General features: G+C 60.3%; 24 protein-coding genes. 15 read left to right on the top strand and 9 right to left on the bottom strand.

Annotation, left to right across the window (positions count from 1 at the left end; all coding sequences use genetic code 11):
- The first annotated feature begins 12 nt into the window (after positions 1-12).
- The 3 genes from ACXR0M_RS17835 (at position 13) to ppnP (ending at position 2,954) form a co-directional block, all read left to right on the top strand.
- On the top strand, positions 13-1,974 hold the full coding sequence (locus tag ACXR0M_RS17835) for an acetyl/propionyl/methylcrotonyl-CoA carboxylase subunit alpha (protein ID WP_458833100.1): 1,962 nt from the start codon (positions 13-15) through the stop codon (positions 1,972-1,974).
- A 70-nt stretch (positions 1,975-2,044) separates the two neighbouring features.
- The gene (locus ACXR0M_RS17830) at positions 2,045-2,587 is read left to right on the top strand and encodes an exonuclease domain-containing protein (RefSeq protein WP_458833099.1); all 543 of its coding nucleotides are present in this window, start codon (positions 2,045-2,047) and stop codon (positions 2,585-2,587) included.
- Positions 2,588-2,669: 82 nt separating this feature from the next.
- Positions 2,670-2,954, top strand: coding sequence for a pyrimidine/purine nucleoside phosphorylase (gene ppnP, locus ACXR0M_RS17825; protein WP_458833098.1), 285 nt, complete (start codon positions 2,670-2,672; stop codon positions 2,952-2,954).
- A gap of 69 nt (positions 2,955-3,023) precedes the next feature.
- Here ppnP and ACXR0M_RS17820 read toward each other — a convergent pair whose 3' ends face one another.
- Both ACXR0M_RS17820 and ACXR0M_RS17815 read right to left on the bottom strand, forming a co-directional pair.
- On the bottom strand, positions 3,024-3,830 hold the full coding sequence (locus ACXR0M_RS17820) for an MOSC domain-containing protein (RefSeq protein WP_458833097.1): 807 nt from the start codon (positions 3,828-3,830) through the stop codon (positions 3,024-3,026).
- 184 nt (positions 3,831-4,014) lie between these two features.
- A complete protein-coding gene (locus tag ACXR0M_RS17815) occupies positions 4,015-4,950 on the bottom strand; it encodes a chemotaxis protein CheV (protein WP_458833096.1) in 936 nt (311 codons plus the stop codon).
- Between the two features lie 453 nt (positions 4,951-5,403).
- On the opposite strand from ACXR0M_RS17815, the gene ACXR0M_RS17810 reads away from it, so the two are divergent.
- The 3 genes from ACXR0M_RS17810 to ACXR0M_RS17800 all read left to right on the top strand — a co-directional run bounded on the left by ACXR0M_RS17810 (position 5,404) and on the right by ACXR0M_RS17800 (position 7,899).
- A complete protein-coding gene (locus ACXR0M_RS17810; protein WP_458833095.1) occupies positions 5,404-5,868 on the top strand; it encodes a hypothetical protein in 465 nt (154 codons plus the stop codon).
- Positions 5,869-6,349: 481 nt separating this feature from the next.
- Positions 6,350-7,243: a sensor histidine kinase gene (locus ACXR0M_RS17805; RefSeq protein WP_458833145.1), complete on the top strand. Its 894-nt coding sequence runs from the start codon at positions 6,350-6,352 to the stop codon at positions 7,241-7,243.
- Positions 7,240-7,899 (top strand): response regulator, encoded by a 660-nt coding sequence (locus ACXR0M_RS17800; RefSeq protein WP_458833094.1) that lies wholly within the window; start codon positions 7,240-7,242, stop codon positions 7,897-7,899. Before ACXR0M_RS17805 ends, ACXR0M_RS17800 begins: the two co-directional genes overlap by 4 nt.
- Here ACXR0M_RS17800 and yegS read toward each other — a convergent pair.
- The gene (yegS, locus tag ACXR0M_RS17795) at positions 7,883-8,800 is read right to left on the bottom strand and encodes a lipid kinase YegS (protein WP_458833093.1); all 918 of its coding nucleotides are present in this window, start codon (positions 8,798-8,800) and stop codon (positions 7,883-7,885) included. The genes ACXR0M_RS17800 and yegS overlap by 17 nt on opposite strands.
- Positions 8,801-9,118: 318 nt before the next feature.
- Here yegS and ACXR0M_RS17790 point away from each other — a divergent pair, with 318 nt between their 5' ends.
- Entirely contained in the window at positions 9,119-9,427 is a 309-nt protein-coding gene (locus ACXR0M_RS17790) for a hypothetical protein (protein ID WP_458833144.1), read from the top strand.
- 55 nt (positions 9,428-9,482) lie between these two features.
- On the opposite strand, the gene ACXR0M_RS17785 is transcribed toward ACXR0M_RS17790, so the two are convergent.
- Both ACXR0M_RS17785 and moaB read right to left on the bottom strand, forming a co-directional pair.
- A complete protein-coding gene (locus ACXR0M_RS17785) occupies positions 9,483-10,709 on the bottom strand; it encodes a molybdopterin molybdotransferase MoeA (RefSeq protein ID WP_458833092.1) in 1,227 nt (408 codons plus the stop codon).
- Positions 10,693-11,232, bottom strand: a complete 540-nt coding sequence (gene moaB, locus ACXR0M_RS17780; protein ID WP_047295416.1) for a molybdenum cofactor biosynthesis protein B — start codon at positions 11,230-11,232, stop codon at positions 10,693-10,695. The genes ACXR0M_RS17785 and moaB overlap by 17 nt, the downstream gene beginning before the upstream one ends.
- A gap of 82 nt (positions 11,233-11,314) precedes the next feature.
- On the opposite strand from moaB, the gene mobA reads away from it, so the two are divergent.
- Both mobA and ACXR0M_RS17770 read left to right on the top strand, forming a co-directional pair.
- On the top strand, positions 11,315-11,917 hold the full coding sequence (gene mobA, locus ACXR0M_RS17775; RefSeq protein WP_458833091.1) for a molybdenum cofactor guanylyltransferase MobA: 603 nt from the start codon (positions 11,315-11,317) through the stop codon (positions 11,915-11,917).
- A 78-nt stretch (positions 11,918-11,995) separates the two neighbouring features.
- Positions 11,996-12,217: a YgdI/YgdR family lipoprotein gene (locus ACXR0M_RS17770; protein ID WP_003226722.1), complete on the top strand. Its 222-nt coding sequence runs from the start codon at positions 11,996-11,998 to the stop codon at positions 12,215-12,217.
- Positions 12,218-12,293: 76 nt separating this feature from the next.
- Here ACXR0M_RS17770 and ACXR0M_RS17765 read toward each other — a convergent pair whose 3' ends face one another.
- From ACXR0M_RS17765 to ACXR0M_RS17755, 3 genes are all read right to left on the bottom strand, one after another.
- A complete protein-coding gene (locus tag ACXR0M_RS17765; protein ID WP_458833090.1) occupies positions 12,294-13,184 on the bottom strand; it encodes a pseudouridine synthase in 891 nt (296 codons plus the stop codon).
- An 81-nt stretch (positions 13,185-13,265) separates the two neighbouring features.
- Positions 13,266-13,583 carry a transcriptional regulator gene (locus tag ACXR0M_RS17760; protein WP_458833089.1) on the bottom strand — a complete coding sequence of 106 codons (318 nt, stop codon included), beginning with the start codon at positions 13,581-13,583 and terminating at the stop codon, positions 13,266-13,268.
- A 165-nt stretch (positions 13,584-13,748) separates the two neighbouring features.
- Positions 13,749-13,985: a glutaredoxin family protein gene (locus tag ACXR0M_RS17755; RefSeq protein WP_458833088.1), complete on the bottom strand. Its 237-nt coding sequence runs from the start codon at positions 13,983-13,985 to the stop codon at positions 13,749-13,751.
- 199 nt (positions 13,986-14,184) lie between these two features.
- Between ACXR0M_RS17755 and ACXR0M_RS17750 the strand changes: the two genes are divergently transcribed.
- Entirely contained in the window at positions 14,185-15,897 is a 1,713-nt protein-coding gene (locus ACXR0M_RS17750; protein WP_458833087.1) for a cation:proton antiporter, read from the top strand.
- A 26-nt stretch (positions 15,898-15,923) separates the two neighbouring features.
- Here ACXR0M_RS17750 and ACXR0M_RS17745 read toward each other — a convergent pair whose 3' ends face one another.
- Positions 15,924-17,132: an ammonium transporter gene (locus ACXR0M_RS17745; RefSeq protein ID WP_458833086.1), complete on the bottom strand. Its 1,209-nt coding sequence runs from the start codon at positions 17,130-17,132 to the stop codon at positions 15,924-15,926.
- A gap of 305 nt (positions 17,133-17,437) precedes the next feature.
- Here ACXR0M_RS17745 and ACXR0M_RS17740 point away from each other — a divergent pair, with 305 nt between their 5' ends.
- From ACXR0M_RS17740 to ACXR0M_RS17720, 5 genes are all read left to right on the top strand, one after another.
- The gene (locus tag ACXR0M_RS17740; protein WP_458833085.1) at positions 17,438-17,752 is read left to right on the top strand and encodes a DUF883 family protein; all 315 of its coding nucleotides are present in this window, start codon (positions 17,438-17,440) and stop codon (positions 17,750-17,752) included.
- A gap of 2 nt (positions 17,753-17,754) precedes the next feature.
- Entirely contained in the window at positions 17,755-18,141 is a 387-nt protein-coding gene (locus ACXR0M_RS17735) for a phage holin family protein (RefSeq protein WP_458833084.1), read from the top strand.
- Positions 18,138-18,476, top strand: coding sequence for a hypothetical protein (locus ACXR0M_RS17730; protein ID WP_458833083.1), 339 nt, complete (start codon positions 18,138-18,140; stop codon positions 18,474-18,476). Before ACXR0M_RS17735 ends, ACXR0M_RS17730 begins: the two co-directional genes overlap by 4 nt.
- Positions 18,477-18,599: 123 nt before the next feature.
- On the top strand, positions 18,600-19,763 hold the full coding sequence (locus tag ACXR0M_RS17725) for an EAL domain-containing protein (RefSeq protein WP_458833082.1): 1,164 nt from the start codon (positions 18,600-18,602) through the stop codon (positions 19,761-19,763).
- A gap of 76 nt (positions 19,764-19,839) precedes the next feature.
- On the top strand, positions 19,840-21,168 hold the full coding sequence (locus ACXR0M_RS17720; protein ID WP_458833081.1) for a deoxyguanosinetriphosphate triphosphohydrolase: 1,329 nt from the start codon (positions 19,840-19,842) through the stop codon (positions 21,166-21,168).
- Positions 21,169-21,348: the final 180 nt, after the last annotated feature.

Below are 21,348 nucleotides of genomic sequence, written 5' to 3'. Positions count from 1 at the left end.
AGGAAATAGCCCATGCCCGCCATCCACAAAATCCTGATCGCCAATCGCGGTGAAATCGCCTGCCGCATCCAGCGTACCGCCCAGGCCCTCGGTTATCGCACCGTCGCCGTGTTCAGCGACGCCGATGCCGACGCCCTGCATGTGCAGATGGCCGACCAGGCGGTGCACATCGGCCCGGCGCCCGTGCAGCAGTCCTACCTGAACATTGCGGCGATCCTCGATGCCGCACGCCGCAGCGGCGCCGACGCGATCCATCCCGGCTATGGCTTTCTTTCGGAAAACGCCGGGTTCGCCCGCGCCTGCGAAGAAGCTGGCCTGACCTTCATCGGCCCAAGTGCCGAGGCCATCGAGTTGATGGGCAGCAAGCGCCTGTCGAAAATCGCCATGCTCGACGCCGGCGTACCCTGCATCGCCGGCTATCAAGGCGCGGCGCAGGATGACGCGACGATGCTGCGCGAAGCCCAACGCATTGGCTACCCGTTGATGATCAAGGCCAGCGCCGGCGGTGGCGGGCGCGGCATGCGTCTGGTGCACAACAGCGACGAATTACCCGCGCAATTGCGCACCGCGCGTTCCGAAGCATTGAACGGTTTCGGCAGCGACGAACTGATCCTCGAACAGGCGCTGATCGAGCCACGGCATGTCGAGGTGCAGCTGTTCGGCGACCACCATGGCAACCTGATCTATCTGGGCGAACGCGATTGCTCGGTGCAACGACGCCATCAGAAAGTCATCGAAGAAGCACCCTGCCCGGTCATGACCCACGCGTTGCGTCAGGCCATGGGCGAAGCGGCGCTCAAGGCCGGTCGTGCGGTGAATTACGTCGGCGCCGGCACCGTCGAATTTCTGCTCGATGCCCGTGGGCAGTTCTACTTTCTGGAGATGAACACGCGGCTGCAGGTCGAGCATCCGGTCACCGAGTTGATCACCGGGCTGGATCTGGTCGCCTGGCAACTGGCGGTCGCCGAAGGGCAACCACTGCCATTGACTCAGGACCAGGTCACGCTGAATGGCCACGCCATGGAAGTACGCCTGTATGCGGAAGATCCGGCGCAGAATTTCCTGCCGCAGACCGGGCGCATTCAAGCCTGGGAACCGGCGCTGAGCCCAGGCGCGCGGATCGATCATGGCTTGCTCGAAGGCCAGTCGATCAGCCCGTTCTACGACCCGATGCTGGGCAAGCTGATCGCTCACGGCGCCACCCGCGAAGAGGCCCGGCGCAAGCTGCTGCGCGCGGTGCAGGACAGTGTGCTGCTCGGCGTGCAGAGCAATCAGCGGCTGCTGGACAGCCTGCTGCAACATCCGCAGTTCATCAGCGGCGAATTCAGCACTGCGTTCATCGCCCAGCACTTCACCGATCACCCAGACCTGCACACCTATGCCCCGAGTGCAGAAGAGCTTGCGATCGCCGCCGTGCTGTTTTACCAGGCCGGCGCGCAAGCCCACCGTTCGCCGCTCAAGGGTTGGCGCAACAATGCCGGCGTGCCGCTCAACTTCCGTCTCGGCCTTGAACAACAGGACTGGACGCTACAACTGCTGGCGGGCGGCGATGGTCACTTCAGCGTCAACGTCATGCAGCGCTCGCTGGCGGTCAAGGTCATTGACGGTGATCAGCGCTCGGTGACCCTGGAGATCGACGGCCTGCGTCAGCGTCACGCCTATCGGCTGGAGGGCGAAGCCCTTTGGCTGTTCACCCATCCCGGCAGCCTGCGCCTGGAGGATCGAACTCATGCACTGATCAACAGTCAGAGCAGCGTCAGCTCCGGCACGCTCAAGGCGCCGATGGACGGGGCCATCGTCGACGTACTGGTCAGCGAAGGCAGCCCGGTCAGCAAGGGTCAATTGCTGGTGGTGCTGGAGGCAATGAAAATGGAGCACCCGCTCAAGGCCGGCATCGATGGCGTGCTCAAGCGGGTGCAGGTCAAGGTCGGCGATCAGGTAAAAAATCGTCAGGTTCTGTTGCAGGTCGAGTAGTCACCCGGACACAAGCGCGGGGTTTGACTACGCTCTGATAAATCAGAACGCGGAAATCAGGAACCCTGCGATGCCCCATTGGCTGGTCATAGATCTGGAAGCCACCACAGACGAGGGTGGCTGGCCGGTTACGGACATGGAAATCATCGAGATCGGCGCGACCCTGGTGGATCGGGCCGGGCGCGAGCAGGATCATTTCCAGCGCTTCGTCAAACCGACGCGGCGCCCGTTGCTGACGACGTTCTGTCGAGAACTCACGCACATCACCCAGGCCAATATCGATGCCGCGCAACCATTGAGCGAGGTCTGGCCGGCTTTCGAGCGCTGGCTCGGCCAGCACCAGACCCGTCTCGAAGGCTGGGTCAGTTGGGGTGACTACGACCGCAAGCAACTGCTGCAGGAATGGCAACGTCTGCACCTCGACAGCCTCTTGGGCCGGGTGCCGCACATGAATCTCAAACAGCGCTTCGCCAAGGCGCGGCGCCTGGAGCGGCCATTAGGACTCAACGGTGCGCTGCAACTGGCGGGCATGCAGTTCAGCGGTCAGCAGCATCGGGCGCTGGAAGATGCGCGCAATACCGCGCGCTTGTTGCCGCTGGTGTTGCCACTCTAACGCAGGTGACGGCGCCAGAAGCGTTGTGCATACTGGCCGCCCCTTTTTGACCCTTTTAAGCCCTTTTCGAGAGGAATCGCCCATGTTCAAAGTCAACGAGTACTTCGACGGCACCGTCAAGTCGATCGCTTTTGGCACCGCTGAAGGTCCGGCGACCATCGGCGTCATGGCCCCGGGCGACTACGAATTCGGCACCGCTCAGCGCGAAATCATGCACGTGATCTCCGGCGCCCTGACCGTCAAACTGCCGGACAGCAGCGACTGGGAAACCTTCGCCGCCGGCAGCCAGTTCAACGTGCCGGCCAACAGCAAGTTTCAGCTGAAAGTTGCGGTCGACACCGCTTACCTGTGCGAATACCGCGGCTGACACCACGGTTTTCCCGGCGCAAAAAAATGCCCGTGTCACAAGACACGGGCATTTTCATTTCAACGCCGGTTACTCGAGGATTTCCACCGCCATCCCGACTTCGAGCTGACCGTTGCTGTCGTTGACCAGGTTCTGCCCGAACATCGCACCATCGGCCTGGGCCCGGTATTTCTGCAAGGTCGCCAGCGGTTCGCGATCGGCACTGCGTTCGCCGGTCTGCGGATCGATGGTGGTCAGAATGCAGCGTGAGCATGGCTTCACGACCCGGAACTCGACGTCACCGATACGGATCCGCTTCCACCCATCCTCGGCGAACGCCGCGCTGCCCTCGATCACCAGATTCGGCCGAAAGCGCAGCATCTCCAGCGGCCGCCCGACCTTTTGCGAAAGATCCTGCAACGATGCCTCGCCGATCAACAGCAACGGAAATCCGTCGGCAAATGCGACCTGATCATCATCCTTGCCGATACCTGCCTGGGTCATGCGCGCACGATCCAGCGGCACCTGCACCAGCCGCGTCGGTTTGCCAATGAAGTCGCTGACCCAACGCGCTGCGGCGTCACCGGCATCCGGTACGCGCAGGGTGTCGCGCCAGATGGTCACGCCGCGCAGTTCGGCGTCGTTGCCCGGCAAGGCAATCTCGATTGAAGGCTGTTCTGGCGCACTCAGGGTCAGACCGCCCTGCACATTCCACAGGGCGGACAACTGGCTCATCTTCGCTTCAGCGCGCTGGGTCAGGAAGCGGCCACTGGCCTCGTCCACCAGCATCCAGCGTCGATCCCCTGCGAGGCCCAGTTTGTCCAGACCAATCGATTGCAGAATCTCGGGTTTTCCGGATTTCAACGGGTAACGATAAAGCGCGCTCAGACGCAGCATGGCCAGCTTCCTGGTGGCTAAAGAAAGCCACCCTATACGAGCTTGATCTGCGAATCAAAGCCTCAGTCCAGACGCCGCAAAACAATGTAGGAGCTGCGGCACGCTGCGATCTTTTGGCCTTTAAAATCAAAGTTAAAAGATCGCAGCGTGCCGCAGCTCCTACAAAAGTGGTTTGGTGTCAGGATCAGGCCGGTACTTCATCCAGCATCAGCCGCTGGCGCACCACGTCGACCAGTTTGTCCGGCTGGAACTTGGAGAGGAAGTTGTCGCAGCCGACCTTCTTCACCATCGAATCGTTGAAGCTGCCGGACAGCGAGGTGTGCAGCACCACGTACAGGCTGCGCAGGCGCGGGTCGTTGCGGATTTCGGTGGTCAGGCGATACCCGTCCATTTCCGGCATTTCCGCATCAGTGAAGATCATCAACAGTTTGTCGGTCATGTGCACGCCGGTATCGGCCCAGGCCTTGAGCATGTTCAGCGCTTTCAGACCATCGCTGGCGATGTGCATTTTCACCCCGAGCTGACCGAGGGTGTCGCGCAGTTGCGAAAGCGCGACGTTGGAGTCGTCCACCAGCAGCACTTCGCGACCTCGGGCACGTTCCAGCACCGGATCGTCAAGCTTGTCGCGCGAAACCTTGGCGTTGTACGGGACGATTTCGGCGAGGACTTTCTCGACGTCGATGATTTCCACCAACTGTTCGTCGACCTTGCTGATCGCAGTCAGGTAATGCTGACGCCCAGCGCTGGTGGGCGGCGGCAGGATGGCTTCCCAGTTCATGTTGACGATGCGATCCACGCCCCCCACGAGGAAGGCCTGCACCGAACGGTTGTATTCGGTAACGATGATGGTGCTGTTCGGACCCGGCACCAACGGGCGCATGCCAATCGCCTGGGACAGGTCGATCACTGGCAGCGTCTGGCCGCGCAGATTGACCACGCCGCAGACAAACGGGTGGCGCTGGGGCATCAGGGTCAGCTTGGGCAGTTGCAGCACTTCCTGAACCTTGAACACGTTGATCGCGAACAATTGGCGTCCGGCCAGTCGAAACATGAGAATTTCCAGGCGATTCTCACCCACCAGTTGCGTGCGTTGGTCTACCGTGTCGAGAATGCCGGCCATCAATGACTCCTGGGCTTGTTCTGATGAATTCACTAAGAGGAGTTATCGGCGGTTGGTGGCCAATCTTGATCCCCATAAAGATTGATATAAAAATGCCAGACGCGGGCATTGATGTCACATTAACATCATGCTTTACTGACGCGGTGTTTTCATCTGCAACATTCTCTTCTGGCGCGACCACCGTTCGCGTCACAGGTTCCCGCGCATCAGGGAATCCCCTAGGAACAATCAGGCCCAACCTGATGTTCGCAGTATCCAATAGCCATTAATGTGACGCCATTCTCATTGCATGAACGGAGTCAGGCTATTGTGTGCGATCGCAGTTCGGTGGAACCCCATCCTCTCGAAACCCTCAGCTTGTGCACCTGCACGCCGGGGCGCGGTCTCGCGACGGTTCATGATCGTCGACACACACGGCATTCCCTCATCAGACATGACGCTGTGGAGATAAGCATGCCAATCGACCGCAAAGACTGGGCACAACGCTTTCCCGAATTTCTCGTCGAGGCTGAAACGCTCCTGGCCAAGTCCGAAGAATGCCTGAGCCATCTGCAGATGATCAGCAATGACAAGGACGCCATCGATTGCATGCGCACGACCCTGCTCAAGCTCGCCCGCCGGGCCGAAGCGTTGGCGCTGGAAGCGGTTTCCGAGTTCTCCCTGCACATTCACAGCCTGCTCAGCCATGCGCCGGACTCTATCGATCTGCATGCGCAGGCGCTGGATGCGCTGAAGGACTGCTTTACCCTGATGGCCTGGCAGATCGAGCTGGTGGACCAGAACACTGGCCAGTTGAGCCTCGATACCAGCGAACAGAAGTCTCTGATCGAAGCCTTTGCATTTCAGGTCGGTCAATGCGGGTTTCAATCGCCGCTCCCGACCCAGTCACTTTTGTTCACGCTGGAACGCCAGGCCTGATTGATCGCAATCGAGTCCGCAGATCCCGTTTGATGAATGTCGCAAATGAATAGTTCTTGCCTGCCAGCGACAAGCACAAGTTAATTAATCACACCTGACCGCTGCAGATATTTTCCTGCCGCCTCAGGGTTTTCCTGTGTCTGTATAACCGGCAACTTCAGGCAATATCGATAAGCGCAAGAGGCAATAAAGCGAGTTTTTTCCAGAATGGAACTCATGTCCAACTCAGCGTCTTTCCTGACTTGCTGGACATAGGAGGCAAGCGCGACCAACGGTACCTTAAGTGGTATTATGCCGAGCACTAATTGCTTTCAATTAGTGGCAAAGTGATTCAATGGCAGACATCCATCGAAGTTGGCGGTCAGATATCGTTCACTGAACCTCACTAAAACCAATAACATTATTGACAGCAATTTCAGACAGAGATCTGCCCACCACCGGTTGATCTACCCGCAGCGAACATCCATTGGCTCCATCCGTTATGTACGCCAGTCTCAAGTCACTCAGCACATGGCCACCTTCCCGGGAAAATGCCCGCCGCTTCACACTTATATTGTGTGTCGCCGCAACCGTCGGCAGCTTGCTGACCTATGGCTTTTCGGCACCACTGTCGTTAGGTGTACTGCTATTGAACGGCGCTGCCACCGCATGTGTGTGGGTGCAATATCGGCTGTCGCGCAAATCGATCAAGTTCCAGCCCAAGGAACTCGCGGACCGTTTGCTCGAAGTCCAGGAGAACGAGCGCCACCGACTCAGCCGCGAACTGCATGATGATATCGGCCAGTTGCTGACCGCCGCCAGGCTGCAAAGCGAGTGGCTGAAAAAACGCTTGCCGCAGGATCTGCAAGAGCATTGTTCGACGTTATGCGACACCCTTGAAGAAACCCTGAACAAGGTGCGCGATGTGTCGGCCATTCTCAATCCGCGCCAGTTGACCAGTCTCGGTCTCGAAGCCAGCCTGCGCGCGCACCTGCTCAAGACCCTGGCCAACACCTCGGTGCACTGGAGCCTTGATTGCCAGCAGCGGCTAAACGGCATTCCGGAAGAAATGGCGGTCGCCGCTTTTCGCATTACCCAAGAAGCGGTTACGAATATCCTGCGTCATGCGCAGGCCAAGAATCTGCTGATCCGCGTGCAGCGTCTGCCACAAGGCCTGACATTGTTTATCAGCGACGATGGTCTGGGATTTGCGCCCGCCGCCGACCCGGCCCGCGAAGGACAACGAGGCATGGCCGGGATGGCCGAGCGAGTCGAACAACTGGGCGGCACGCTGAGCGTCATCAGCGAGCCGGGCAACGGCACTCAAATCGAAGCACTCTTCCCCTGGGCGCCCCGTGCACTCGAGCGGGCCAGTACGAATAAGGTTATGCGTTGACTTGTAACTTACTTCTGGTGGATGACCACTCGCTGATCAGGGCCGGCGTGCGCGCTCTGGTGCTCGATATCCCCGGCTACGCGGTCGTTGGCGAAGCCAGCGATGGCTCGCAGCTGCTCGAGATGGTCGAGCAACTGAGCCCCGACATCGTGTTGCTGGATATCTCGATGAAGGAAACCGGTGGCCTGGAAGCTTTGCAGCGACTCAAGCGGGTGCGCCCGCAAAGCAAGGTGCTGATTCTGTCGATGCACACCGATCCGGCGCTGATCATGCAGGCTCTGGAATCCGGAGCGCACGGTTATCTGCTCAAGGACACCACGGCCACCGAGCTTGAACACGCCCTCGAGGCCCTGCGTAACAACGAACGCTATCTGAGCCCGGCGATCGCCCATACCGTGATCAACCAGGCACTGACCCGCACACAGAAAAACCAGCCGGAAGTCGCAGACTCGCACAATCTGACGGCCCGTCAGCTGGAAATCCTGCGGTTGATCGTGCGCGGCAAATCCACCCGAGAAATCGCCAACGGCCTGGGCCTGAGCATCAAGACCGTCGAAACCCACCGCTCGCAGATCATGAAACGCCTGCAGATCTACGACGTGGCGGGTCTGGTGCTGTTCGCGGTGCGCGAGCAGATCATCAGTCTCGACGACTGATTGCCGCGGCACCGCTCAGCAGCGGCGAATGCTCGGGCAAGTGCACCCGCAGGGCAGCCGGACGCGCCTCGAAACGCAGGCTTTCGCCTTCCAGCGGCTCGCCGTCAAGGTTGATGCTCAGGCCCTCGGCGACCTTGATTTCGACCCAGGGCAAACGCGCCCTGACAAACAGATTGTCGAGGCCGAAACCGTCGCTGAGCAGACTTTTCAGGGTACCGACCAACTCCTGGGGCGCCGGCAGGATGCTGATATCCAGCAGGCCGTCATCCGCCAGTGCCTGCGGACACAATTCATGTCCGCCGCCCGCCTGGCGACCGTTGCCGATGCCCAGCGCCAGCAGCTCGCCACTCCAGTGAAAATCCGGCCCCTGCAATTCGCCGTAGGCCGCATGCAACTCACTGAAGCGCGACAGACCGGTGAACAGATAAGCCGCTCCGCCCAAGACTTTTTTCAGGTCTTCCGAGGTATTGGCGGTGACCTGACTGCCGAACCCACCCGTCGCCATATTGAGAAAAATCTGCTCGCCGGCTGCGCCCAGATCAATGTCTCGTGGCGGTACATCCAGCAACTCCAGGGCCTCGGCCGGTTCCAGCGGGACTCCCGCCGCGCGAGAAAAATCGTTGGCCGTCCCCAGCGGCAACAACACCAGGCTGGCTTGATGCGGATGGGCGGAAAGTGCTTCGGCGATATCGCGCAACGTACCATCGCCACCGCCGGCGATAATTTTTGTATACCCCGCCGCCAGTGCCTCTTGCACCAGCCGTTGCGCGTCCCCAGCCTCCCAGGTCAAGCGCACCGCCAGGTCCCAGCCCTGCTTGCGTTTGTCTTCAACAGCGGTGCGGACCGCCTCGTTGAGTGCCTGCTTGCCATGCAGAATCAACAGTGCCCTGCGTTCACTCATATCGGTTACTCCCCAGGATTGAATCGGTATGAAACATCTTGACCACTGGTGCACGCAAAAAAGCCGCAGGTTTTACTTTTAATTCAAGCGTCTGAATCACGGCGTCCTACACAGCGGTATTTTTTCTTACAACATGTGAGGAATCGGCTCAATTGACCCATCACGATCATTGATTCACCGTGTGCAGGTGGTATCAATTTTCAATTCAACAACACAAGGATGTGCAGGTAATGAGTAGAAACACTCACGGAGCTGGTAACGGGCCGACTCATGGAAAGACTGGTGAGCTTGATGTTGAAATCGCCGATGGACATTTCCATGCACAGCCATGAAGCCAGAATCTCGCCCAGTCCGGTCGCACCGCTTAATGAAAGCCGCGCCAGTCACTCACCTGATTTCAAAAAGAGCGCTAGAACCCCTGGAGACGTTGATATGGAACCGCGCGTGACCGAACTGGAAACCCATCTCAAATACATCCGGCGGGACATGGATGAAGTGCGCATTGATGTCAAAACGATCAAGCATCGCCTGGCCTATTCGGCGGGTGCAATGGCCGTCGTTCTGGGTTTGTTGGGCTGGGTTGCCAACAGCCGGTTCGATCAGTTGGTCACATTGATGAGCCATTGACGGCGAAATGCAGGCATCGACGCCGTATCGGTCGAGCCTGCACATGTCAGGCGCATCAGCCGAGCAGATCACTCAGAGGTATGAAAACGACTTGATCGCCTTCTGCCAGTGTTCGGCCCTCCAACACTTCGACCAACCCATCCGCCCAGGCAGCGCTGCGCAACACACCTGAGCTTTGATCGCGATAGATGATCGCCCGCCCCTGTTCAAGCCGGCCCCGCAAATATTCACGCCGATTGCCGGCTACCGGCCAGACAAAACCTGCCGGGACAGCGAACTTCAACGGCTCGACATCCTGCACACCCTGACGACGTAACAGGTAGGGCCGTGTGAGCAAGGCAAAGGTCACCAATGTCGACGCCGGGTTGCCGGGCAGACCGATCACCGGGACATTGCGAAAATGGCCGAATGTCAGCGGCTTTCCAGGTTTGATCGCCAGTTTCCACAGCGCCAGCTCGCCTTCTTCCCTCAAGGCGATGCCGAGAAAATCCGCTTCGCCGACCGAGACACCGCCCGTCGAGAGGATCAGGTCGACATCCTGCAAGTCGCCCAGGCGCGCACGCGTCGCTGCCAGATCATCCGGAAGAATACCGGCATCGATCACTTCACAACCCAAGCGCTGCAGCCAACTGCACAAGACCACCCGATTACTGTTGTAAATCTGTCCCGGGCCCAGTGCCTGGCCGGGCTCGACCAGTTCGTCCCCGGTCGACAGCACCGCCACCCGCACCTTGTGCACCACGTTCAACCCGGCACACCCCAGCGACGCCGCCAGACCTTGCTCGATCGGCCCCAGCCGCGTACCTGCCGGCAAGATCAATTCACCGGCGGTGGTTTCCTGGCCTTGCGGGCGAATGTTCTGGCCGATGCGCAGGGTTTCGGTAAATCGCACCCGGCCATCGTCCTGGACTTCGGCGTTTTCCTGCATCTCGACGCAATCCGCACCGGCAGGCACAGGTGCACCGGTGAAGATTCGCGCACAGGTACCGGGCTTCAACGGTTCGGGCGATTGCCCGGCAAACACTTTCTGACTGACCGGCAGCGGCTCGCCGGTCCAGTCAGCGAGATTCAGCGCATACCCATCCATAGCGCTGTTTGGCCATGGCGGCAGGTCGAGTGTCGAGAGCAAGTCGTCGGCCAGCACCCGCCCTTGGACCTCAGCCAACGGCAAGAACTCGCGCTCGACAATCGGCGTGGCATCAGCTATTGCCAGCAGACGGGCCAGCGCTTCTTCGACGGGCATCAGGCTGCCGGTCTTGCCCGGCTTACCCGCGGGATTCACAAGGTGCCGCCTGTTTCAAGTGAGGTACGAAGTTGCACGGACGGTGCCGCGAATCCAGTTGCTCGGCCAGAATACCGTCCCAGCCGGTGCGTACGGCATTGGTCGAGCCCGGCAGGCAGCACACCAGGGTGCCATTGGCCAGACCGGCCAGCGCCCGCGATTGCACGGTCGAGGTGCCGATATCGGCCACTGAAATCTGGCGGAACAACTCTCCGAATCCATCGACCTGTTTGTCGAGCAGGCACGCCACGGCTTCCGGCGTGCTGTCACGCCCGGTGAAGCCGGTGCCGCCGGTAATCAGCACAACCTGCACCACGTCCTCGGCAATCCAGTGCGCAACTTGCGCACGAATCTTGTACAGATCATCTTTAAGCAGAACCCGTTCGGCCAAGCGGTGGCCGGCAGCGGTCAGGCGGTCGACGAAGACCTGGCCTGAGGTGTCGGTGTCCAGGGTTCGGGTATCGCTGACAGTCAGCACCGCAATATTCAGCGGTGCAAAAGGTACATCGGCCTTGGCTTTCATCAGGCGCGTCCAGTTGTAGGGGGAACAGCCCGGTGTTATATCACAGCGCCTGAATTTTTCGCCGCCCTGCTGGAGAGCTACCATGACCTTGAACACGCCGTTGCCCCCCTGCTCCGTTCTGCTTCTGGCAGGCGGACGCGGCCAGCGCATGGGCGGCCAGGACAAAGGCCTGATCGAATGGCACGGCGAACCGCTGATTGCGCATCTGCAGCGCAAGGTGCGGCCGCTGACCGACGACCTGATCATCTCCTGCAACCGTAATCGCGAACGTTATGCCGCCTACGCCGACCAACTGGTGAGCGATGAGGAAGGCGACTTTCCGGGCCCGCTGGCCGGTATCCTCGCCGGGCTCAAGGCTGCCCGTCTGCCGCATTTGCTGGTGTTGCCCTGCGATGTGCCGCGCATCGACGCAGCGCTGCTGCACGACATGCGCACAGCCGCCAGCCAGTTTCCTGAAAAACCTTTAATGTTGCGTCATGACGACCATTGGGAACCCCTGTTGTGCGTGATCCCGGTGGCGCATCTGCCCGCGTTCCAATCGGCCTGGAACGCCGGTGAACGCAGCCCCGGCCGGGTCATGCGCAGCCTCGGCGTGACGGCCCTGCAATGCCCGGACAATGACCCGCGCCTGGCCAACCTCAACACCCCCGAACTGTTAAAGGCGCATAACACTGTGTCAGACTGACACCACTCAAGGAACTCTCACGCCTTGTATACGTCTCAAGCTCAGTAACCAAAAGTATTCCCATTCGGAGACACACTCATGACTCAACGGACCCTCGCCACTTTCATGCTCGCACTGGGCCTGGCTACCCTCGCTGGTTGCTCCTCGCCAACAGTGATCACCTTGAATGACGGTCGCGAAATCCAGGCCGTCGACACCCCGAAATATGACGAAGATTCGGGCTTCTACGAGTTCAAGCAACTGGACGGCAAAGAGACCCGCATCAACAAGGATCAGGTTCGTACCGTTAAAGAGCTGTAAGCTCTACGTCGACACCGGATACAGAAAAGCCCGCATTGTTGCGGGCTTTTTCATGGGCGTGGAAAAGTGGTTAGCCTCACCACTCAAGAGTGATCCGGCTCTCGAATGAGCGCTCTTCGCCCGTCACCGGATCGACAAAACGCAAGCCCTGCGCCAGCAGCTTCAACGGATTGGCGTAGTCATCCTCAACGTCTTTCAACACGTCCGGGTAAAACGGGTCGTTGCAGATACTCGCCCCCAGCGCGGTCATGTGCACCCGCAGTTGATGCTTCTTGCCGGTCACCGGGTACAGGCCATAGCGCCACAGATCGCCGTTCTTTTCCCGGACTTCAACCGCCGTTTCTGTATTGGCGACGCCTGGCCCTTCCTGCATGCGGAAGAACGGTTCGCCATCGATCAGACAGCTTTTATGCACCAGCGGAAACTCCAGCTCAGGCAGCGCACGGGCAATCGCCTCATAACGTTTATCGATCTTGCGGGTCGGGAACAGCGACTGATAAGCCGAACGGGTCTGCGGATTGGCCGAGAAGATCACCAGCCCCGCCGTGTGCCGGTCGATACGGTGCAGCGGGACAAGGTGCGGGTTGTCCAGACGGCGAATCAGTCGGCGCAGCAAGGTTTGCTCGACATACTCGCCAGCCGGTGTCACTGGCAGAAAATGCGGTTTGTCCGCCACCACCAGATGCTCGTCGGCATAGAGGATCGATTCGAGGACCGGAATCGGTTTCTCATCCGGCACCTCGCGGAAATAGTGAATGCGCAGGCCTTCCTTGTACGGCAGGTCCAGAGCAATCGGCTGACCCTGACCATCCAGCACCCGCCCGCGGGCGATCCGGTCCAGCCATTGCTCGCGACTGATCGCAGCGAAATGCTCACACAGGCAATCAAGCACGGTCAGCCAGGAACCTGGCGGCAGGTAAAGGGTACTGGCCTGATTCTCGGCAGCGGAAAATGTTGGTGTGGACATACGGAAATTCGAACCCTCAATGCAGGTCGGTATTATCCAACACTGCACGATACGAACCTAGCGCCGATTCCGCCGCCTGCCTCAGGCCGGGATCGCCTTCAGCGCGGCGGCTTCGGTGAACTCCTTGAGCCAGCGCAGGACATCGACGGCTTCCCAGCGCCCCGGGTCATACAAGGCATACAGCAATCCTTGATAACCGACCACGTCGAGTTGCCTGTGATAACCGGCCCGCTGAAACAGCGCCTCGATTTCCGCGAAGCAGGTATTGAAATGCAGTTTGTTGAACGGCGTCTTGCCCTCGGTGACCAACCCGTCCAGGCGCAGCTCGAGGACGGCCTCGCGCACCACGTCAACCGACATCCGGTTCACGCTGTTCTTCAACTGTTCGACATTGACCACGGTTCGTCCCTCTGACTGCCGGGCGCGCCTGCTCAAGTCATGAAAGCGGCAGGCCCAGCCAATTACTGTATGCGCATACAGTAACCGAATAAATCGCAGAGTGCCAAGGAAGGAATGTGCCGTCGCGACCGGCGGGAAGTCATAGTGAGTCACTGAAGTGACGAATTAGCGCAGGAAGTCCGCCACCTGATCAGCGCTGAACGGCCAGCCCAATTCCGCTCCAGTATCCACCCGACGCAGCACCGGGATCCGCAGACTGTAAGCCTCGAACCAGGATTCGTCATCGGCAATATCCACCAGTTCCACCAGCAGACCATGCTCGACAAAAGGCATCAACTCGGCCTCTGCCACCTCACACAGATGGCAGCCCAAGGTGCCGAACAACTGACATTCAGGAGGCATGATCGCTCAACCGAAAAAATGAGCATTCATTCTAGGCCTGCCTCGAAAACCCGTCGAGCCGCAGCGGGCCCAAGACCGGACATCACGAGCAATCAGCAAAACCCTGACGCAAATCAGTCCACAGAAAAGCCAATCAGGCCATGCTCCCGCGCTTTTTGCCTCTACGCTTGAAAGCCAGAACCCGACATCGGAGTGTCTTGTGTTTGCCAACCTGTTGATCATCCTCGCCTCATCCCTGGTGATGATTGCCCTGTTCCGGCGCCTGCGCCTGCCGCCGGTGCTGGGCTATCTCTGCGTGGGGCTGTTGGTGGGGCCGACGGCATTCGACTGGGTCAACGAGAGTGAACACCTGCCCGATGTGGCCGAGCTGGGCGTGGTGTTTCTGCTGTTCTCGCTGGGCCTGGAGTTTTCCCTGTCGAAGATGATCGCGTTGCGCCAGGTGGTGTTTCGTCTGGGCAGCCAACAGGTGCTGCTCAGTACGGCCTTGCTGGGGCTGGTGCTGATCCTGCTGGGCATGCCGGTGACTTCTGCATTGTTGCTTGGCGCCGGCCTGTCGTTGTCATCGACGGCGATCGTCACCAAGGAGTTGAGCAGCCTGGACGAAGTGTTCAGCAGCCACGGGCAGAATGCAGTCGGGGTCTTGCTGTTTCAGGACGTGGTGGCGGTATTACTGTTGACGCTGGTGCCGGTGTTCGCCGGCAGCAGCGCGCAACCCTGGTACTGGGCCCTGCCGTTGACCCTGGGAAAAACCGTGGTGCTGTTTTTCGGTCTGCTGCTGGCCAGCCGCTGGTTGCTGCCACGACTGTTTCATGAAGTGGCCGCCTCACGCTCTGCGGAACTGTTCGTACTGCTGGCGCTGGTGATCGTATTGCTGACCGCATGGCTGACGCACCTGTTGGGCCTGTCCCCTGCCCTCGGCGCATTTCTCGCCGGCATGCTGCTCGGCGAAAGTCACTATCGCCATCAGATCGAGGCCGATATCCGGCCGTTTCGCGACATCCTGCTCGGGGTGTTCTTTGTCAGCATCGGCATGCTGATCGATCTGCAACTGTTTGTCAGCCACAGCGTGCTGATCATCGGCCTGACGCTGGGTTTGATGCTGATCAAGGGCACCGTGGTGGCGTTGCTGGTGAAGTGGCGCGGCAGCGATCCCGAAACCGCCTGGCGCAGCGGCCTGGCCTTGGCACAGGGCGGCGAGTTCTGTTTTGCCTTGATGGCGCAGATGCAGCAAAACCGGATGCTGCCTGACGAATTGGGTGCCCTGCTGCTCGCCGCCACGTTCTGCTCGATGCTGCTGACCCCGCTGTTGCTGCGCGCGGCGCCGAAAATTGCCCTGTATCTGCATCGCAAGCCAAATCAGGAAGCGCAGATCGAAGAGATCAGCGCGCTCAACGCCAACCTCGACCAGCATGTGCTGATTTGCGGATACGGGCGGGTCGGCCAGTCCATCGGGCGTTTCATGCGCAATGCCAATCAGCGTTACATCGCCCTGGACAACGATCCGGTGCGCATTCAGGAAGCCGCCGTCGCTGAAAGCAATGTGCATTACGGCGACTCGTCCCGCGCCGATCTGCTGCTCGCCGTCGGACTGTTGCGTGCTCGGTTGGTGGTGATTGCGGTGGACCAGACCGATGTTGCCTTGCGCATTCTCAAGGAAGCACGCCGCCACAATGACCAGGTGCCGATCCTGGTGCGCACTCGCGACGACAGCCAGTTGGCGGAACTCAAGGCTGCCGGCGCCACCGAAGTGGTGCCGGAGCTATTGGAGTCGAGCCTGATGCTCGGCTCCCATGCGCTGATCATGCTCGGCCTGCCGGCGCGTCAGGTCCAGGAACGCGTCGATCAGGTGCGCCGTGATCGCTATCGCCTGCTGCACGGGTTTTACCGTGGCGCCGACGACGAGGAAACCTAGTCGGCATTCTAAATCGAGAACGCCCGCTAGTCCTGGCTGACCGCGCCGATCTTGTGCAGCGACAGATCGGCGCCGTAATACTCCTGTTCCTGACTCAGGCGCAAACCATGCAACGCCTTGATCACGCCGTAGACCGCGAAGCCGCCAATCAATGCGACCAGCACCCCGAGCGCAGTGCCGATCAACTGGCTGATCAGGCTGACACCGCCGAGGCCGCCGAGCGCGCTCTGACCGAAGATGCCACAGGCGATCCCGCCCCATACCCCACACAAACCGTGCAACGGCCAGACCCCCAGCACATCGTCGATGCGCCATTTGACTTGCGCTGCGGTGAAGCACCAGACAAACAGCGCCCCGGCAATTGCTCCGGTGAGCAGAGCGCCGACCGGATGCATCAGGTCGGAACCGGCGCAAACCGCCACCAGCCCCGCCAGCGGGCCGTTGTGCAGGAAGCCCGGGTCATTGCGCCCGACAATCAGTGCGGCGACCGTGCCGCCGACCATCGCCATCAACGAATTGACCGCAACCAGACCGCTGACGCCCTGCAAGGTTTGCGCGCTCATCACGTTGAAGCCGAACCAGCCGACGATGAGAATCCACGAACCCAGCGCCAGAAACGGAATGCTCGACGGCGCGAACGCCACCAGGCGCCCGTCGCGATAGCGCCCGTTGCGCGGACCGAGCAACAGCACGGCCGCCAGCGCCAGCCAGCCGCCCATGGCGTGGACCACCACCGAGCCGGCGAAATCATGAAATGCGGCACCGAATCGCGTCGTCAGCCAGGCTTGCAAACCGTAGTTGCCGTTCCAGATCATGCCCTCGAAAAACGGGTAGACGAAGGCCACGATCAACGCCGTCGCGCAGAGCTGCGGAACGAATCGCGCGCGCTCGGCGATGCCGCCGGAAATGATCGCCGGGATCGCTGCGGCGAAAGTCAGCAGAAAGAAGAATTTCACCAGTCCATAACCGTGATCGGCACTGAGCACCGCCGCCGGTTGCATGAAGGTCACGCCGTAGGAGATCCAATAGCCTATAAAGAAATAGGCCAGGGTCGAGACGGCGAAGTCGCTGAGGATTTTCGACAGTGCGTTGACCTGGTTTTTCTGGCGTACCGTGCCCACTTCCAGAAAGGCAAAACCGGCGTGCATCGCCAGCACCATCACCGCACCGATCAGAATGAACAACGTGTTGGAGCTGTGAACCAGCGTGTCCACAGCGCTTTGCAGATTTTCCATAAAGAGGCAGACCTGAAGGCTAAAAAGGCACCAAAGCGGTTCGCGCGAACGATTCACGCACCAAGTTGCGCCTTTTCAGGCATCGCACAGCAACTGCGATGAACGACTTTGGCGCACAAGAGCAATGTCCTGACACGAACCCGGATTATTTGAGTTAAGGTTTTGCTGCATCCATGCCCGCCAACAGCGCACGGCGACGGCAAGACGCACCACGACATAGCAAAAGCTGTACCAGTCAATTGGAGTGAACCTTCGCGCAAGGCTCATACTCGAACGCATCAGACGTCACTTATGGAGATCCACCGATGGCCAGTATCAAGGCAAAGACTGCTCAAGAAATCCTGATGAACGACTTCCAGACCCTGGTCGCCGACACCGAACGGTTGCTCGAGCACACCAAAACTCTGGCCGGCGATCAAGCCGATGAGCTGCGCGACCAGATCCACGACAGCCTGCTGCGCGCCCGGGAAACCCTGAAACAGACTGAAGACACCCTGCGTGATCGCGGCCAGGCGGCCGTCACCGCCACTGAAGACTACGTGTCGGCCAACCCTTGGCAGTCCGTGGGCATCGCCGCCGGTGTCGGCTTCCTGCTGGGCCTGCTGGCCACCCGGCGCTGATCATGGCGATCGGCGAATCCGGCCCGGGGTCGGGCACATCCTCCTCCACGCGGCGCTTGGGCGCCGCGGTTCTTGGTTTGCTGCACAGCCATGTCGAACTGTTCGGCATCGAGTTGCAGGAGCAGAAATCACGCACCGTCAGCCTGCTGCTGTTCGCCGGCCTGGCACTGGTGTTTGCGCTGCTGTTGCTGGTCGGACTGTCGGCTCTGGTGTTGATCCTGCTGTGGGACACTTATCGCCTGGCCGGCATCATCGGCCTGTGCGTGTTCTATACGCTGGCGGCGATCTTCTGCGCGCTGCGCCTGCGGGCTGCGATCTTCGATGAATCCTCACCCTTCCACGGCACCCTGGAAGAACTGGCCAATGATCGGGAGCGCCTGCTGCCATGAGCCTGTCTGAACTGCCACACAACGGCTCACGCCGGGAAATGCGCAAGGCCCTGATCCGCTTGCGCATGGAAATGCATCGTCAGGAAATCCGTCACGAAGCCGGGCAAGTGCTGCTACCCCTGCAGCGCGTGCGCGGCATGACCCAAGGCCTGCAAGGCGGTTTCGGCATCAAGCACGCGCCGCTGTGGGGCGTGGCCGCCGTCACCCTGCTGGGTTTCATCACCGGCAAAGGCGCGAAAAGCGGTGGCATTGGTGGCCTGACCCGGCTGATCCGGCTAGGCACCACCCTGGGGCCTCTGATCAAACTGGTGATGCACAGCTCGAGTAAACGCTGAGCCGCGCATCTGGCTGTATTCTTGCAATACCCGCGGGATGAACCTCCTTATCCGGAGGTTCAATCCCGCGCGCCTATCCGAACGGCGGGGTTCACCCAGAACAAGAACGACTAAGGAGGCCCCGTGATCGACGGGCAACCGCTCGCCTGCTTTCAGCCTTTCATCGATACCGCCACCGGACGTATTGCAGGCGTCGAAGCACTGGGCCGCCTGCGTCAGGCGGACGGGCAACTGGCCTCGGTCGGGCCGCTGTTCGCCGACCCGCGCACCCCGGCCGTTGCCTTGCGGCGTCTCGACCGGCAGATTCGCGACAACGCCTTGAGCCGCTTGCATGAAGCCCCCGCCGAATGGTTTCTCAGCCTGAACATGTCGCCGCGCTGGATCAGTCGCCTGCGCGCAGATCAGCCGCTGCCGAGCCTCAAGCAGATGCTGCGCCATGGCGTCGAGCCGCAACGCATCGTCTTCGAAATCACTGAACTGGGCGGCAACAGCCAACGTCTGGCCGAGGTGGTTGCGCGCTATCGCGAGGCCGGTGCGCGCATCGCCATTGACGATTTTGGTGCCGGCTATTCGCAGCTCGACCGGGTGCTGGCCCTGCAGCCGGACATTCTCAAACTCGACATGCGCCTGTTTCAGGCCGCAGCGCTGGGCGGGCCGAGCAGCGAAGTGGTCAAGGCCCTCGCGCAAATGGCCGAGAAGACCGGTTGCTGGATCATTGCCGAAGGCGTGGAAACCGAGGCTCAGCTCAATTTCGCTCTTGAATGCGGCTCACGTTACGTTCAGGGCTTCCTGTTCGCGCGGGCTGAGGAAGCCTTTTATTCAACGGATGCCTTTGTGCAGCGCTTCGCCGAACTGCGCCAGCGTTACGTGCGCCAGAAACTGACCGAGCGTGGGCGCCTGATGCAGATGCGCCAGCAACTCGCCGAACTGATGGCGATTCTCCAGGCCTGGGCCCAGGCTCATGCGCCGCTCAGTGCGCTGCCACAACTGACCGACTATCCCTGGCTGCTGCGGTTCTACCAGTGCGACCGCCACGGCACGCAACTGACGCCGAACCTTGAGTGGCGTCAAAGTGGCTGGTTTGCCGACGACCGTTATCTGGGGCACAACTGGTCATGGCGTCCGTACTTCTACCATTTGCTCGCCGAGGGCTGGGAGGAGCGCCGTCTGACCTTGTCCAACACCTACCGCGACGCCACCAGCAACCAGTATTGCCTGACCGCCGGGCAGTTCTTCGATAACGGCGAACGGCTGTTGCTGATCGATATCGACGCGGCGGGCCTGTAGTTCCGCTTGCAGCGCAAGGCTCGAACCGGGAAGCTAGGGCCACAGTCATCCCAGTCACCGACGGAGAGAACCAGCCTTGGATTGGCAGACCCTGCTCAACCGCGAACGCCTTGGTAAACCGCTGCATAGCCCGCAGGAACTGGGGCGCAGTCCGTTTCACAAAGACCACGACCGCATCATCTTCTCCGGCGCTTTCCGGCGGCTGGGGCGCAAGACTCAGGTGCATCCGGTCACGAGTAACGACCATATTCACACCCGTTTGACCCACTCGCTGGAAGTCAGCTGTGTGGGCCGTTCTCTGGGCATGCGTGTCGGCGAAACATTGCGCAACGCCCTGCCCGACTGGTGCGAACCCAGCGACTTGGGCATGGTGGTGCAATCGGCCTGCCTGGCCCATGACATCGGCAATCCGCCCTTCGGCCATTCCGGGGAGGACGCGATTCGTCACTGGTTCCAGCAAGCAGCCGGGCGCGGCTGGCTCGATGCGATGAGCGAAGCCGAGCGCGGTGACTTCCTCAACTTCGAAGGTAACGCCCAGGGCTTCCGGGTCCTGACTCAACTCGAATATCACCAGTTCGATGGCGGCACCCGCCTCACCTACGCCACCCTCGGTACCTATCTGAAATACCCGTGGACTGCGCGTCACGCCGACTCGCTGGGCTACAAGAAGCACAAGTTCGGCTGCTATCAGAGCGAACTGCCACTGCTTGAGCAAATCGCCCACAAGCTTGGCCTGCCGCAACTGGAAGACCAGCGCTGGGCGCGTCATCCATTGGTGTACCTGATGGAGGCTGCCGACGATATCTGCTATGCGCTGATCGACCTCGAAGACGGTCTGGAGATGGAGCTGCTGGAATACGCGGAAGTCGAATCGCTGCTGCTTGGTCTGGTGGGGGATGATCTGCCAGAAACCTATCGTCAGCTCGGCCCGCAGGATTCGCGTCGGCGCAAACTGGCGATCCTGCGCGGCAAGGCCATCGAACACCTGACCAATGCCGCTGCCCGGGCCTTCGTCGAACAGCAGGACGCGCTGCTGGCCGGCACCCTGCACGGCGACCTGGTCGAACACATGCACGGCCCGGCCAAACGTTGCGTACTGAACGCCAAGGACATCGCCCGCAAGAAGATCTTTCAGGACAAGCGCAAGACGCTGCATGAAATCGGCGCCTACACCACCCTGGAAATTCTCCTCAATGCCTTCTGCGGCGCGGCACTGGAGCAACACGGGGGGCGCACGCCGTCGTTTAAAAGCCGACGTATCCTTGATCTGCTGGGCAACAATGCGCCCGACCCTCACGGTCCGCTGCACGCCTCGTTTCTGCGCATGATCGACTTCATCGCCGGGATGACCGACAGCTACGCCAGTGATATGGCCCTGGAAATGACCGGGCGCTCCAGTCACTGATCCCGGCTGGCTCAAGCAGTCAGCGTGCCTGACTGGTTGAGCCGCCTGCCCATTAAACCGGCTATGCCGTAATCGCAGGTTACCTGGATCGAAACGTCAGCCGCTTGATCAGGAAACAACTCAGGCAAACTCCGTTTGTTCAACATTTTCCGAACAACTAAACACTCAGTTAAACAAATA

It is taken from the genome of Pseudomonas sp. Eth.TT006, from assembly GCF_054456575.1.
The sequence above is the reverse complement of the archived record's forward strand: the minus strand, read 5'-3'. Positions and strand labels throughout refer to the sequence as shown.